This window comes from Kurthia sibirica, assembly GCF_003143975.1.
GTDB lineage: Bacteria > Bacillota > Bacilli > Bacillales_A > Planococcaceae > Kurthia > Kurthia sibirica.
Map to the genome: position 1 here is coordinate 96,329 of NZ_QFVR01000004.1, position 14,767 is coordinate 111,095.

Genomic DNA, 14,767 nt, shown 5'->3' on the forward strand with positions numbered 1-14,767 from the left:
TAGCATCTAAAGAGAGTTGAGCGAATTCACTTTTACGTATTTTATGACATTCGAATTATAAAAAACCTTTTTATAGTATTTAATTAGTCATTTAAACATAATCCTATTGTATCATCGTCACATTGGAAATTAAACACATATTTTGAACTATCCTTGTATTTTAATAGAAAAAGTGTGCAATACGGAATCACTCCCTATTGCACACTTTATTGTCTTATTTATTAGATATTCATTGCTGGACCAAAAAATTCATAACGAATATTTTCCGCTGTCATACCTAGTGCTACTAATTCTTTGTTGATCATTTGCATAAAACCGACTGGCCCACACACATAAACGATACCATTTATGTTTACTTGTTGCGCCAAGTAAGTACGATCAATTTGTCCATCTTGAGCTGTTAATTTCGACGTATATGTCGACTGCTCACTTGAAGCAGCAATGATGCTTAAATCCTGTACAAATAGTTGATCAGTCGCATTATTCACACTATGAATCAACTTCACCGTTGCTGATGAACTATTGTCTACAGCGTTTTTAAACATACTGATAAACGGCGTAACACCAATACCGCCTGCTATAAATGTCACAGGTTTATCTGTTGTTTCAAAAGTGAACCAGCCTGCTGGTGCACTTAATGCTAGCTGATCTCCGATTTGTAGATGATCATGCAGTAAATTTGATACTTTGCCAGCTGGCGTATTTTTATTGTCACGTTTTACCGAAATACGATAGCTTTTACCATCAAATGATTTCGATAAACTATATTGTCTATTCATTGTATATTGTTCATTTGGTATTTTTACTTGTACGGTAATGTATTGACCCGGTAAATATGCTGCTAATTTACTGTCATCTGATGGCTGTAAATAGAATGACACAATTTCATCATTTTCTTGTTGTCTATCTATTATTGTAAAATCTTTAAATCCCTTGAAGCCACCCTCTTGTTGTTCAGCTTCTTCATATAATAGCTGTTCTTCAGCAATGAAAACGTCTGCAATTACACCGTATGCTTCACCCCATGCGGCAATAATATCATCTGTTGCTGCATCTCCCAATACTTCTTTAATTGCGCGCAATAAAAATTCGCCGACGATTGGGTAATGTTCTGGTAATACACCTAAACTACGGTGTTTTTGAGCAATTTGTTTTACTACGGGAATAATCGCTTCTAGTTTTTCAATATGAACAGCGGCTGCATATACTGTATTTGCTAATGCAGTTTGCTGACGACCCTTTTCTTGATTTGCATGATTAAAAATATTTAACAGGGCTGGGTGTGCCTCAAATAAGTTTTTGTAAAATGTTTTTGTAATTGTCACGCCGTGAACCTCTAGTATTGGTGCAGTTGATTTTACAATATTCATCGATTGTTGTGATAACATTTATATCATCCTCTCAAGTCTATAATCACACCATACGCCTCATTGTCACTTAAAGCAATATATAAAATACATCTTTAACAGAAAAGACATATTTAAAATACATCTTTAAATATTTTAGAGTTTTTGCTGTACATGTTATACTAATGATAGTCGGAGGCGATACAGTTGCGATTAACACTATATACTGATTATTCACTGCGTGTATTACTTTATCTCGGCGCCAAAGAACCGAATGAACTTTCTACAATCAAGGATATTTCTGATGCATATGCCATTTCAAAAAACCATCTAATGAAAGTAACACATGAACTCGGTAAAATGGGGTATATTACAACAGTTAGAGGTAGAGGTGGCGGTATTTGCTTAGCTCAAGACCCGAAAGATATTAATATTGGGGTATTAGTACGTAAAACAGAAGAAGATTTCTATTTAGTCGAATGTTTTAATCCTGATTCTCCCGGATGTATTATTTCACCGGTTTGTAGTTTAAAAGGCGCTTTAAACAAAGCTCTGCACGCCTATATAGCTGTACTAGATGACTATAATCTAGCAGATTTCCTAACATCTAAAGAAGATTTAGCAGCTATTTTATTTGATAGATAAAAAAGACACTACTCACAATATAACTGGAGTAGTGTCTTTTTTCGTATAGTATATAACTGCCATGCTACATCGAATTGCTAGGATACTAGAGGAAATAGCTGTGGGTTTTACGCTCAATAAATGCAATGACGCAGCGCTTGCTTGTCCACGACGAGAAACAACGTTTTGTTTTAACAGTGTTGCGCTTAATAGTACAATTCATCACATGAAAAAGGACTCTATGTCTAATTGTCGAGAAACTGTGCTTTTTTATGTCTATTTTAAGTATATTCATCCTAATTAAAAGAAATAGCGAAGACTCTTGCCAAAAAAACAAGTAGGAAGCTGTCATTATTTCTACATGTCTAAAATATGAATTATTTCGATCCCCTAACATATAGAAGAAAACCAAAAAAATCCAAAGTCTATACATAGACTTTGGATTTTAACACGCTAGAAGCATGTATTATTTAGCGATTGCTTGTTTAGCAGTATCTGCTAATTGAGCGAATGCTGCTTGATCATTAACTGCTAATTCAGCAAGCATTTTACGGTTAACTTCGATTTCTGCAAGTTTTAAACCGTGCATTAAACGGCTGTAAGAAAGACCGTTGATACGTGCTTGTGCATTGATACGTGTAATCCATAATTTACGGAATGTACGTTTCTTTTGACGACGGTCACGGTATGCATATTGACCAGACTTCATTACTGCTTGGTTCGCTACTTTATAAAGTGTGTGTTTTGAACCGTAATAACCTTTTGCTAATTTTAAAACCTTTTTACGACGCTTGCGCGACACTACTCCGCCTTTTACGCGTGGCATAGTTCATTACCTCCTGTTATTCGTCCTTTTCGGACAAATAATGTATGTGATTTTCTTATTATTTCATGTAAGCTAGTAAAGATTTGATGCGTTTGTAATCGCCCGATGATACCATCGATTGTTTACGTAGGTGACGTTTTGCTTTTGTAGATTTGTTAGCAAATAAGTGAGAGCCGAAAGCACGGTCACGTTTTAATTTACCAGTACCAGTTCTTTTGAAGCGTTTTGCAGCGCCACGGTGTGTTTTCATTTTTGGCATTTGGATTTCCTCCTATTACTCATAAACTTTGATAATTATTGTTTCTCGTTCTTAGGTGCTAAGATCAAGAACATACTACGACCTTCCATTTTCGCACGTTGTTCAACAGTTGCTACTTCTGTACACGCCGCTGCAAAGCGATCTAATACTTTTTGTCCGATATCTTTATGAGTGATCGCACGACCTTTAAAGCGAATAGATGCTTTGACTTTGTCTCCTTTTTCAAGGAACTTAATTCCGTTGCGTAACTTCGTTTGGAAGTCATGCTCGTCAATTGAGGGTGAAAGTCGGACTTCTTTAAGTACAATAACCTTTTGGTTTTTACGTACTTCACGATCTTTCTTTTGTTGTTCGAATTTGAATTTACCAAAATCCATAACACGAGCAACTGGTGGCTTGGCTTGTGGAGCCACAAGGACAAGATCCAAATTTGCACGTTCTGCAAGTGCTAGTGCATCGTTACGTGATTTGACACCTAGTTGTTCACCGTTGTGATCAATTACGCGTAATTCACGAGCGCGAATACCTTCATTTACGTACATGTCTTTGCTAATAACAATCCACCTCCATGTAGTATTAAAATACTGTTGTTTGGGCAAGGAGCCCATAATCGGCAGAGATTTCGTGTCCACAAAAAAAACGAGCGGACATTAGTCGAAATGTCCGCCCGCATATATGTGTACATGCAAAATCTTGCATGTTCGATTCATCAATTAACCTGTCAATTCCTAGTAATAGGATCGAACGTCAGGTGAGAAGCGGGCAGCCTCTACTTCAACCACAAACTTTGTATTTGTTAACCTCATTTATATTATCATCTTAGCCTGTTCTTGTCAATTCTATTTCAACATTATTATTGTTTATGATCTTCTTTTATTTTTATTTTGTCTTACTAAAATAAGGAGCAATAATAAAACGATGATAATGCCGACAGCTATGAGAATCCACATGGTCCAATTAATTGAATCATCTTTTGCATCTACATCGGCTTTATTCAGTTGTTTTGCTTCATCACTGGAAATGGTGAAATCTTTTTTCCAATGCCATGTTTCCCCCATTGATTTCGCTGTTACGTCCGCTGTATATGTTCCCGCCTCAAGTTGTTCACCATTTAGTGGTATTTGATAATTAAAATTTGAGTTTGGTGCCATTTGCATTTCTTTCATATTCTTTTTAAATAATTTTTCTGATTCACCTTTTTTTGTAATAAATGCATTTACCTCTAATTGATTCATTAACATCGGTTGTGTATTTTGGATATTTGCCGTAATCACTGTACGCGCATTAATCGATTGTGCTTCTACTTTATTGAGTACTAATTCAGGTTCTACTTGATCATCCGTCATTTTTAGGCTCATCGCAAGATTATACGAAAATCTATTTTTAATAGACATACCATTTTCTTTCGCACTATCTTTTTCTGCTTGATCCAATTCACTTTCTTTTTGTTGGAATGATAGACCACCTAAAATAATCCCCTTTACTTCTTTATCAGGCATTTTTAAGTGTACAGGTAATTTCACTTTTTTCTTTGGAGGTATGACTACCTTGTTTTTCACAGTAACAATATCTTCCAACGAATAATTTAGTGTTGAATCACGCTCAATTTTATTTTTGTCATATTGAGTAGTCCCATTAATATTTGTTTTTGCTTCATTTGCAGAAACCATTACTGTTACTTTTTTGTCCGTTGCATTATCTAACATCACATAAACGGTCTGCTCTTGCCCTGGTTTCATCTTCAAATCAAAATAAGATTGTTTCTTATCAATTTGATTATCTGGTAAGACAGAAGTAACTGAAAAATTAAGTTCCGCTGCTGAAGCAGATTTTGACATAAGCCCTGCTACTGTTGCACTAAAAAATAAAACACTTACAAATAAAACTGAAATTTTCTTGAAAAATGACATCTACATCACTCCAATTTCTTTCAATATTGAGAAATTTAAATATTCACGACATTATTTAATACCCTTTTAAAGAAAAATTAGTCTTTGTATTTAAAAATCATACAGATTATCTTTTTACATTAAAAAGAACTACTCGTTAAAGTAGTCTTTTTAATCATAAACGAATGAAACTAATATACATTTATTACGTTTAAACCTTAGATTAAAGTTCATTTGCTGGAGTTGAGTCAATTGACCAAACTAACTCGGTGTTATAAGTTGCTGCTTCTTTAAGTGAGCCGCCTGGTACTTTAAGCGAAATACTGTCAGCCATATTATTAATATCACCAAAACGATTAATCCAAGTACCGCCACCTTCTCCTACTTTAGCTCCCATAACTGTAGATGCTGAAGCGTTTTCTGCATCCAAAATGATTTCAGATTTCACGATTGTTGGTGCTGTTGCTTCTGATGTTTCAGCCTTTACTGCTGCCCCATTGTTAAGTGTAATTTGCGCGCCCGACAATTCAATGCCATCTTCTACATCTGCATTATCTTTTGTTGCAAATTGACCACTTTGTTTTACTGATAAAGTCCAGCCCTTTTGTCCACCACGTTTATCTGTTACTTGTACATAGTTTGGACGATCACTTGTTTCACCTTCACTATCCTTCACTTTTGTCGGTTTTGCATGATATGTTTCTGTTACAGTTGAAATACTTTGCTCACCAAAATCAAGATTTGAAGCGAAGTCAATTGATAATGGACCTGCCGTACCAGGACCTGGAGGATCTACTGGAATTACTGGGTCGGTTGGATTTACCGGATCTACTGGTGGTGTAATAGACGTATCTTGGATTAATTTAAGTGTACCTGTTGATTTATATTCTTTTGTTTCTGCATTTGCTGTTAAAGCCCCTGCCCCTAAAGATAATAATAACGCCGCTGCTGCTGTATATTTTACAACTTTCATAATTTATAAGTCTCCTTTTGAGTTAATTAATTTTAATGAATATATGTCAGAATGTAATATTATAGGTTTGACGGTGTATCAGAAAGCACCCAAGTTAATTTTGTTTTATAATCTACTGCATCCTTTGGTGTATTACCAGGGATTTCTAAAGAAATTCCTGTATTTTTCATTATTTCTTCGCCATCAATTGTTTTAGATTCAAGCGCGCCAAAAGAGTTCGTCCATGTGCCGGCGCCTGTTCTTTGTGCAGCGTCAACGATGACAGAATTTGCTTCTCCAGAAGGATCTAGTGTCACTGCATAAGTTGTTGGATGTGTAGCATTAGCTACTGCTGTATTCGTCGTGCCTTTAGCAAATTTAATTACTGCACCATCTAATGTGTTATGCACCGTGTTTTCTTCATCATTTTTGAATTGACCATTTTGCTTCACACTAAGTGACCAACCTTTGTTGGAACCACGTCTGTCCGTTACTTGTGCATAGTTTGCTCGAACTTCATCAGAATCTTTAATTGCTTGCGCATTTGCATAATATACTTCATCTTGGTTTGAAATTTCATTTGAGCCAAAATCAATACTTGAAGCGAAATCAATTGATAATGGACCTGCCGTACCTGGATTCGGTCCAGTTGGGTCAGTTGGATCTACTGGAACAACTGGTTTAGTTGGATCAGTTGGATCTACTGGATCTACTGGCGTTGTAGACGTATTCGGTACAAATGAAACTTTACCATTTGATTCATAATTTGCTCCATCTACAGCTGAAGCTTTACTCGTTCCGATTACTGGTGATGCTACTAAAGCTAAAACTGCTACTGCGGACATACCTAATTTAAACTTATTCATTATTGAAAACTCCCTATCCAAATATATTTTTTGAAACCGTATATACTTTTTAACTATTCTCATCATAACTAATTTTCAAATCATGTTGGTTTCTTTTCTTCCCTATGAGGGTGTATTTTTTGACATACCTAATTTGCTCTTTCTTTTCTTCGACGAGTCAAAATAAAATAGCTCGCGATTAATATGAGGAGTAATCCTAGATTAGAAAAGTAAGTAGACATGCCAGTTTGAGGTAAACTACCATCTACTTTTGTATTGCGCGGTAGATCGCTCGAACCACTATTCAACTGAGTTGGTCTATTCGAATCGGTAACTATTTCCTTGATTGTTTGTGTTTCATTTCCAGCCTCACTCGGCTTGATTGCATTTCCTGAATCAATTGTTTCACCACCGACACCCGTTCCCCCAGGCTCTTTTGGATCGACAGGCTCTTTTGGATCGACAGGCTCTTTTGGATCGACAGGCTCTTTTGGATCGACAGGCTCTTTCGGATCGACAGGCTCTTTCGGATCTTTCCATTCACCGTAAAAGCTAATCTTGCCGTTCGATTCATACGAACCACCATGTGTTTTACTATCAGAAACAGCTGCATTTACATACTGCCCTGAACTTATAAATGTACAGCCAAGTAGTAGAATTCCAATTAAAAAAGATTGTAGTGCTTTCAATGAACACCCCACCTTCCTTTAAAGATTCATTTATTAATTGTTTTTCTTAACTACCATAACTGTAATCTTTTTTAGGTAGTTATATTCTTCAGGTTATCCTTTCTCAAAGGTAATTTTTGAAAAGCAAAAAAACTGCCAGTTCAAACATGGCAGTTTTGATGGAGTCTATTTTAGCTTTCTTGTGTAAGCTCTATTTTTACCTCATTGATCATTAAATCAAGTTCATACAATTCATGACTAGTTGGAAAAATGGAAAAATTAATAACACGCATGCCATTTTTGACAACCACTCCTTGAATCGATGTCACTAAAATATGAAAATCATTTGTTTTTTCGATAATAATTGATAATTGCTTAAAAGAAAAAATTTCGATATCAATTCGATCTTTATAAATATATTTCAATTTATTGTAGAGAAAATCTGCATGACCCGTATGTTTATTAGATATGATGGCTACTCGTGGTTTTTTAATTGTTTGCTTTAGTTGCGGGTACAACTCCGACCATTGTGTAAACAATTGATACTTCATATAACGTTTTTGATACGTAGTATACGTATCATTTGGAAAGATATCTTCACATATTTCATCAAATATATAATTAAAATCAAAATAGTTGGCTCGAAGTTCCTTTTCAAATTCAGATAAAGGATCATGTAAAATATAGTCCTTAGAAGGTTTCATAATAACTAAATTATACATTTCCAACGCTACATCATCCGCATTTTCAAATGCAATTCCCAAGCGTTTTTTCATGTTGTTAACGAGCATTCGATAATCTTCAATTTTTCTTTTTACTAGAGAATCTTCTATAGAAATAATATTCCCATCATTAAATACATGTGTCTTATTCAAAATAATCCAAAATATAATGGCCAACTCATCTTCCGTTAATGCACGATTAAAATATAAACTATACTTCATTTTATAATCCGCATCATGTACTACCGTAAAATCAAATTCATTTGGACTCCGCATTAAACTCGGAATTAATTTCATTGTATTTTGTTGACGCCTTATAATAGAAGTAAGTACGAATAGTGTTAATTTTTGCTCTTCAAAATCATCTATAATCATCTTATTTTTTTTATAAAATGAATGAATCAATTCTTGGATGAACATAAATTGGTCAATAGGGAAAATAGATTCTCTCATCGTATATTTTTCTTTTAAAAGTGCTGAAATAAACATAATTATATGCAATTCATCACCACTATAGATAATCGGGTTCCCAGATAATTCAAAATCATGCTTCTTAAATTCACTATTCAAACGATTTAGCGTTCTTCTAATAGTAGAATCACTGACTTGATACTCCTTCGCGAGTTTTTCTATAGTCATATTTGGATAAAAAAAACAATATTCAGCGATCGAATATTCTAAGCTTTGCTCCAAAAAACAACTATAAATAAAATCAATTGAATAGTTATTGGGAATAACTAAGGAAATACCTTCACCGTTTGCGCTAATCTCAATCGGACTAAAAATATGGTTGATGGCTCGAATATCTTTTCGTATCGTTTTTTCACTTATATATAATTCCTGACTAACATCTTTAAGCAGTACTGATTGTTTATCCAGTAAAAATTCCACAATTTCTAATTGCCGTAACTGCTGATTTTGTAAAATTTTTCTCATCGATACACCACCTTAACTGTCTGTAATTTCTTTCTTATTTTAATACCCTCAGCAGAAAAATATTATACAGTTTCAGCAAAAAAATACAAAAAGATGACCAAACCTGTTGTTTTCGAGGTTTGGTCATCTGTATACAAATTATTTATTTAAAGTTAATTTCTTGAGAAATTGAAGTAATAAAATCTTCTAATGATACTGTTTCTGACTCTTGAGAGCCATAACGACGTACATTCACACTAGTCGAATCAAGCTCCTTATCTCCTAAAACAAGCATATACGGGATTTTTTGCATTTGTGCTTCACGAATTTTGTAGCCAAGCTTTTCTTCGCGATAATCTAACTCTACACGCACGCCTGCAGCGACTAATTTTTCTTCAACAAGTTTAGCATAATCGAAATGAGCTTCATTTGATACAGGAATAACCTGTACTTGAACTGGCGCTAACCAAGTTGGGAACGCTCCTTTGTATTCTTCAATTAAGAAGGCTACAAAACGTTCCATCGTTGATACGACACCACGGTGAATAACAACCGGACGATGTTGTTTACCGTCTTCCCCTACATAACCAAGATCAAATCGTTCTGGTAATAAGAAATCCAATTGGACAGTAGACAATGTTTCTTGTTTACCAATCGCTGTTTTCACTTGCACGTCAACTTTAGGGCCATAGAACGCTGCTTCACCTTCAGCCTCGAAATAATCTAGTCCCAGTTCGTCCATTGCCTCTTTTAACATAGCCTGTGCTTTTTCCCACATGGCATCATCATCATAGTATTTTTCTTTATCCGCTGGGTCACGATATGATAAGCGGAATTCATAATCAGTTAAGTTGAAATCTTTATACACTGCTTGAATTAACTGTACAACTTTTTTAAACTCTTCTTTAATTTGGTCGGGGCGTACGAATAAATGAGCATCATTTAAAGTCATGCCACGCACACGTTGTAGACCTGATACTGCACCTGACATTTCATAACGATGCATCGTACCTAATTCCGCAATACGCAAAGGTAGGTCACGATATGAACGCATCGCTGATTTGTATACCATCATATGGTGAGGACAGTTCATCGGACGTAAAACGAATGTTTCGTGATCCACTTCCATTGGTGGGAACATATCTTCTTGATAGTGATCCCAGTGACCAGAAGTTTCATAAAGTGTTTTTGAACCTAGTACTGGTGTATAGACATGTTTATAACCAAGTGATACTTCTTTATCTACGATATAACGTTCAATTGTACGACGGATTGTAGCACCATTTGGTAACCATAATGGTAAACCTTGACCTACTAATTGACTTGTTGTGAAAATTTCAAGTTCTTTACCGATTTTACGGTGGTCACGTTCCTTCGCCTCTTCTAACATTTGAAGATGGTGTTTTAAATCCTCTTTAGTGAAGAATGCAGTACCGTAAATACGTTGCAGCATTTTATTGTCTGAATTTCCTCTCCAATAAGCACCAGCAATTGATAAAAGTTTAAACTCTTTAATCTTATTTGTTGATGGTACATGTACCCCACGACAAAGATCAAAGAAATCACCCTGTTCGTAAATTGATACTTGCTCATCCGCAGGAATCGCTTCTAGTAACTCTAATTTATATTGATCGTCAATCGCTTCAAAACGACGTTGTGCTTCGTCACGTGATACATCATGACGTACCACTTCAACATTTTCAGCAATGATTTTTTTCATTTCTTTTTCAATTTTAGGGAAGTCTTCTGAAGTAATTGACTCTGGATAGTCCACATCATAGTAGAATCCGCCTTCAATTACTGGACCAATGCCTAATTTAACACCTGGGTATAGACGTTTTAAAGCTTGCGCAAGTAAATGTGCAGTAGAGTGACGAAGAATTTCTAATGCTTCATCATCTTGTGGTGTAATAATAGCGATTGTACCATCTTCTTTTAAAGGCGTTTTCGTATCTACTAAAGTACCGTTGAACTTACCAGCCAATGCTTTTTTACGAAGTCCTGGGCTGATTGCCGCTGCTACAGCATCTGTAGTAATACCCTGTTCATACTCTTTTACTGAACCATCTGGGAATGTTAATTTAATCATTTCTGACATGTCTTTTCTCTCCTTTTTTTATTTCGAGTGCTCAGGGCCAAAAGTCTGATGTTTTTCTATTAGAAAACGCAAAAAAGCACCATCCCAAAAGGGACGATGCATATGCTCGTGGTTCCACCCTTCTTCCTTCTATGCACAGTAAAATAAAGCTATGCAAAGACGAAGCTCTCGATCGGCTAACGGGCCGCTACCGTCGACAATTACTATATTTCACTGTCGCTGCTCCAAGGTGGTAAATTAATCAACGTTACTAGAATGCTCTCACCACTACATTCCTCTCTGAAAGTCGCCTAACTAATCCGTATCCTTTTCCTAGCATTTCAATATTATGTTACATAGTATAACGCTTTTAAAATGACTTTGCAATAAGCGTCTTACATATTGCGTAAATTGTACCCTTCAACGAAAACAGGTGTTGTAATAGCTTTAATTCTTTCCATGATACGCGCAGCTTTCACTGGCTCAATTTCACCTTTTGACGTCTTCGCAATGACATCTTCCAATGCGTTGTAATCCAAGTTGGATGTGATGAAAGTTGGCAATTGTTCCGCCATACGGTAATGTAAAATAGCCCCTAAAATTTCATCACGTGTCCATGGTGACAACGATTCTGCACCGAGATCATCCAACATTAAAACAGATGCTTTTTTTACGAAGTCTATTTTCTGCTCCAATTGTGGTGTACCGATAGCATTTTTTAGTTCACGTAAAAATTCTGGTACATAAACGACAACTGATTGCACTTGGATCGTTGCCAATTCATTGGCAATGGCGCCGATTAGAAATGATTTTCCTACACCAAAATCGCCATATAAATACAGCCCTTTTTGAGGTAGTTCACCAGTTGTTTTCACTTCTTCTATGAAATCTTTCGCTAATTTCAGTAAATTCGCTCGCTCATCATTATAGACACGAATATCGGCTAAAGTAGCTTTTAATACATCTTTAGGCATATGCATACTCGTAATTTTACTCGCGGTTAATCGACGTTCGTCTTCAATACGTTTTTGTTGGCAGGGCGCATACTCGATGTCAATAAGTCCTCTATTGATGAAGAGTTTTGGCACAAAACCATCGATTGTATTAACACATTTCGCTACAGACGGACATTTTGAACAGTCATGTTGCTGATTTTGAAATTCATATAATTTTCCTAATCCACGCTCCACAATTTCAGATGACATAACCGCTTCATTTTCTTGAAAGAATTTTTGAATTGCGGGATTCTCCAATAGCTCGGCCTGTATTTCATTAAAACGTTGTTGAAAGTTAGCATCCATTTGTTTATTTATTTCTGATTGAATTGGCTTCATATTCTATGGGTCTCCCTTCTATTTTCCTTGTGACTTTTTGTAGTTACGCTCCATTTCTTCTAAAGACTGTTTATCGAGCGGTTTTTTGGAAGTTTTAATCCAATCAGGCACATGCTGTGTTTTCGCTTGATTCGAGTAGGAGGTTTTACTATATTTTTGTGTTTTGACCTTTTGATAATTTTGACCATAGGCAATAGCCGCATCCATTGTTTGTATATCTTGTTTACGCCAGCCACCAGCAATTGCCTCTAGAAATGCTAGATTTAAATTACCTTCACTTGAATAATGAGCATAGTGAATTAATACATTGAGTAAACTTTTTTCAATATCATAGGATGCTGCAAATTGCGTGACTGTTTTAACATCTTTTGAAAAGGGTTCTTTACCATCCGCCAACATTTGTAACAGTTTGAGCGGTTCTGTTTTTTGCATCAATTCTTTGAATGTTTTTTCGATATCAACAATTGCTGTTTGTGCATTTTTACCTGCTTCGAAAGCATATAATTTATAGGCAGCTGCCCGTAATAATTCAAATTCTTCACGCATATTTTCTGCTTTTGCTACTTTGGGTTGGACAGGTGCTGTTTTATGATCCATAAATTCACGCGCTTCACTCATTGCTTGCTTCGCTGTTGTAATACCTTTCGCACGCCAGTCTGCTGCAATTGCTTCTACATAATTTTGATTAATACGTCCTTTGTTTTTCAAAGATACATAATGGATTAATACATTTACAACCGGAATACTTATATCATATAGCGTAACTAAGCTTTCAAATAGTTCAACATCCTTTTGGAATGGTTGCTTGCCTTCATTGACAGCGGTTAACACTTCAATTGGCTTCGCCTTTTCAAAGTACTCTATAAGCTCGAGTTGCTTACTATCCCATTCCTGTGCTTCTTCCTGCGCTTGTTCAGGTTGCAGCATACTGGAAATAGTAGGTGGTTGTTTCGAAACGGTTAATTTATAGTATTCAGAAGCCGCTTTTTTAATCGTCGACTGCGTCAGCTCATCTGGGTTTTCCATCGCCATAATGAGGACATTTTTCATTTCAATTGCTGAAAGACCATACATAAACGCTACTTTTGCAATCGTTATTTTTAATTCTGACGTAATTAGTTTATGAGGTATGAGCGCCTCTGATAGTCCAGACATTAGTAGTGGGAAATTGAAATCACGATAGAAGAAAGGAAGATCTTTTGGCTTTTCCGCTGTTATACTGTCATCCTGTGTATTTGGCATCTGCTGCTTAATCGGTTGATACACATCTGTAAATTGTCTTGAAACTTCTTGCATTCCAGCCTTCGGGTCACTTTTAGGTGAGAATCTTTGCAAGAGGTTTCTATATGTTTTTTCACCTATTTTACTAAATAAAAACATCGATAAAAGAGGATCATCAAAGAAACGTCGCGCTTCTAGAGGCGGCATTACTTCATACGCAAAGTGGCGCATATTATCCTGATCCTTTTTATAGGTTCTAATTAATCCAATCGCTTCCAATGAAATTCTTGCGTTAAAAACCGCAGAAATCGACATATCCAAACCCTTCATCAAATGATAATGAGCATAATCCTGGCCTTCAAAATCTTCACCTTCTGCCCATAATAAAAAATACAGGCTAATCGGCTCTGGTCCGATTAATGGCTGATACAATAATGTAATCAATTTTCTCTCATAACTTGAAAGCGGGAAGGGAATATGAATCGTGAAACGATCAACTGGGTGTAATTCATTAAGTAGTTGCATCTTAGAATACCCCCTTCCTTATTCATTATTCCTCTGGTTCTTCTAAATCATCATCTTGGCGTTCTATTAATTCTCGTAATTCTTCGATAAAGACATTAATGTCTTTGAACTGGCGATAAACAGATGCAAATCTCACATAGGACACTTCATCGATTTTAGCTAGATGGTCCATAACCTTCTCACCAACATCTTCAGATTTCACTTCCGCATGACCTAATCTTCTAAGCTCCTGCTCAATTGCAAAAACAACTTCTTCTAATTCATTTAGCGCAACAGGTCGTTTTTCACAAGCACGAATCAAACCACGCAGTACTTTTTCACGACTAAATTCTTCCCGTGAACCATCCTTTTTCACGACGATTAATGGCATTTCTTCAATTTTTTCAAAAGTCGTATAGCGGAAACCACATGACTCACATTCTCTTCTTCGACGAATTGCTTTACTATCATCAACTGGTCGACTATCAATAACCTTTGTTCCATTGTATTGACAAGCGGGACATCTCATATTTTCTCTCTCCTGAATGAATACTATTTAGTTCATCTATTATAACAAATAATTGA

The 14,767-nt window shown here is 35.8% G+C and carries 14 protein-coding genes and 1 other annotated feature; of the genes, 1 reads left to right on the plus strand and 13 read right to left on the minus strand.

The annotated features are described in order from the left end of the window. Positions 1-221: 221 nt before the first annotated feature. Positions 222-1,388 (minus strand): NO-inducible flavohemoprotein, encoded by a 1,167-nt coding sequence (gene hmpA / locus DEX24_RS04385; protein WP_109305191.1) that lies wholly within the window; start codon positions 1,386-1,388, stop codon positions 222-224. A 165-nt stretch (positions 1,389-1,553) separates the two neighbouring features. On the opposite strand from hmpA, the gene DEX24_RS04390 reads away from it, so the two are divergent. Beyond that, a complete protein-coding gene (locus DEX24_RS04390) occupies positions 1,554-1,991 on the plus strand; it encodes an RrF2 family transcriptional regulator (protein WP_109305192.1) in 438 nt (145 codons plus the stop codon). A gap of 445 nt (positions 1,992-2,436) precedes the next feature. On the opposite strand, the gene rplT is transcribed toward DEX24_RS04390, so the two are convergent. The 12 genes from rplT to nrdR form a co-directional block, all read right to left on the minus strand. Continuing rightward, entirely contained in the window at positions 2,437-2,796 is a 360-nt protein-coding gene (rplT, locus tag DEX24_RS04395) for a 50S ribosomal protein L20 (RefSeq protein ID WP_109305193.1), read from the minus strand. Between the two features lie 58 nt (positions 2,797-2,854). Continuing rightward, positions 2,855-3,055 carry a 50S ribosomal protein L35 gene (gene rpmI, locus DEX24_RS04400; RefSeq protein WP_109305194.1) on the minus strand — a complete coding sequence of 67 codons (201 nt, stop codon included), beginning with the start codon at positions 3,053-3,055 and terminating at the stop codon, positions 2,855-2,857. A 35-nt stretch (positions 3,056-3,090) separates the two neighbouring features. Continuing rightward, positions 3,091-3,597 carry a translation initiation factor IF-3 gene (gene infC / locus DEX24_RS04405; RefSeq protein WP_109305195.1) on the minus strand — a complete coding sequence of 169 codons (507 nt, stop codon included), beginning with the start codon at positions 3,595-3,597 and terminating at the stop codon, positions 3,091-3,093. A 318-nt stretch (positions 3,598-3,915) separates the two neighbouring features. After that, on the minus strand, positions 3,916-4,965 hold the full coding sequence (locus DEX24_RS04410; RefSeq protein ID WP_109305196.1) for a WxLIP family cell surface protein: 1,050 nt from the start codon (positions 4,963-4,965) through the stop codon (positions 3,916-3,918). 202 nt (positions 4,966-5,167) lie between these two features. Beyond that, the gene (locus DEX24_RS04415; protein ID WP_109305197.1) at positions 5,168-5,917 is read right to left on the minus strand and encodes a WxL domain-containing protein; all 750 of its coding nucleotides are present in this window, start codon (positions 5,915-5,917) and stop codon (positions 5,168-5,170) included. A 59-nt stretch (positions 5,918-5,976) separates the two neighbouring features. Further along, the gene (locus tag DEX24_RS04420; RefSeq protein ID WP_109305198.1) at positions 5,977-6,762 is read right to left on the minus strand and encodes a WxL domain-containing protein; all 786 of its coding nucleotides are present in this window, start codon (positions 6,760-6,762) and stop codon (positions 5,977-5,979) included. A gap of 128 nt (positions 6,763-6,890) precedes the next feature. Continuing rightward, the gene (locus DEX24_RS17120; protein WP_170112843.1) at positions 6,891-7,430 is read right to left on the minus strand and encodes an LPXTG cell wall anchor domain-containing protein; all 540 of its coding nucleotides are present in this window, start codon (positions 7,428-7,430) and stop codon (positions 6,891-6,893) included. Positions 7,431-7,600: 170 nt separating this feature from the next. Beyond that, on the minus strand, positions 7,601-9,067 hold the full coding sequence (locus DEX24_RS04435) for an AcpB/EbpR/MafR family transcriptional regulator (protein ID WP_109305201.1): 1,467 nt from the start codon (positions 9,065-9,067) through the stop codon (positions 7,601-7,603). Positions 9,068-9,209: 142 nt separating this feature from the next. Next, positions 9,210-11,144, minus strand: coding sequence for a threonine--tRNA ligase (gene thrS / locus DEX24_RS04440; protein WP_109305202.1), 1,935 nt, complete (start codon positions 11,142-11,144; stop codon positions 9,210-9,212). An 86-nt stretch (positions 11,145-11,230) separates the two neighbouring features. After that, positions 11,231-11,467, minus strand: a binding site (T-box leader). A 51-nt stretch (positions 11,468-11,518) separates the two neighbouring features. Then, positions 11,519-12,457 carry a primosomal protein DnaI gene (dnaI, locus tag DEX24_RS04445; protein ID WP_109305203.1) on the minus strand — a complete coding sequence of 313 codons (939 nt, stop codon included), beginning with the start codon at positions 12,455-12,457 and terminating at the stop codon, positions 11,519-11,521. Between the two features lie 18 nt (positions 12,458-12,475). Then, positions 12,476-14,203, minus strand: coding sequence for a DnaD domain protein (locus tag DEX24_RS04450; protein ID WP_109305204.1), 1,728 nt, complete (start codon positions 14,201-14,203; stop codon positions 12,476-12,478). A gap of 25 nt (positions 14,204-14,228) precedes the next feature. Beyond that, entirely contained in the window at positions 14,229-14,711 is a 483-nt protein-coding gene (nrdR, locus tag DEX24_RS04455; protein WP_109305205.1) for a transcriptional regulator NrdR, read from the minus strand. Positions 14,712-14,767: the final 56 nt, after the last annotated feature.

What these genes read in the sequence shown, in the direction of transcription:
- hmpA (WP_109305191.1), bottom strand. Translation starts at nt 1,388, where the DNA reads ATGTTATCACAACAATCGATGAATATTGTAAAATCAACTGCACCAATA.
- rplT (WP_109305193.1), bottom strand. Translation starts at nt 2,796, where the DNA reads ATGCCACGCGTAAAAGGCGGAGTAGTGTCGCGCAAGCGTCGTAAAAAG.
- rpmI (WP_109305194.1), bottom strand. Translation starts at nt 3,055, where the DNA reads ATGCCAAAAATGAAAACACACCGTGGCGCTGCAAAACGCTTCAAAAGA.
- infC (WP_109305195.1), bottom strand. Translation starts at nt 3,597, where the DNA reads ATGTACGTAAATGAAGGTATTCGCGCTCGTGAATTACGCGTAATTGAT.
- DEX24_RS04410 (WP_109305196.1), bottom strand. Translation starts at nt 4,965, where the DNA reads ATGTCATTTTTCAAGAAAATTTCAGTTTTATTTGTAAGTGTTTTATTT.
- DEX24_RS04415 (WP_109305197.1), bottom strand. Translation starts at nt 5,917, where the DNA reads ATGAAAGTTGTAAAATATACAGCAGCAGCGGCGTTATTATTATCTTTA.
- DEX24_RS04420 (WP_109305198.1), bottom strand. Translation starts at nt 6,762, where the DNA reads ATGAATAAGTTTAAATTAGGTATGTCCGCAGTAGCAGTTTTAGCTTTA.
- DEX24_RS04435 (WP_109305201.1), bottom strand. Translation starts at nt 9,067, where the DNA reads ATGAGAAAAATTTTACAAAATCAGCAGTTACGGCAATTAGAAATTGTG.
- thrS (WP_109305202.1), bottom strand. Translation starts at nt 11,144, where the DNA reads ATGTCAGAAATGATTAAATTAACATTCCCAGATGGTTCAGTAAAAGAG.
- dnaI (WP_109305203.1), bottom strand. Translation starts at nt 12,457, where the DNA reads ATGAAGCCAATTCAATCAGAAATAAATAAACAAATGGATGCTAACTTT.
- DEX24_RS04450 (WP_109305204.1), bottom strand. Translation starts at nt 14,203, where the DNA reads ATGCAACTACTTAATGAATTACACCCAGTTGATCGTTTCACGATTCAT.
- nrdR (WP_109305205.1), bottom strand. Translation starts at nt 14,711, where the DNA reads ATGAGATGTCCCGCTTGTCAATACAATGGAACAAAGGTTATTGATAGT.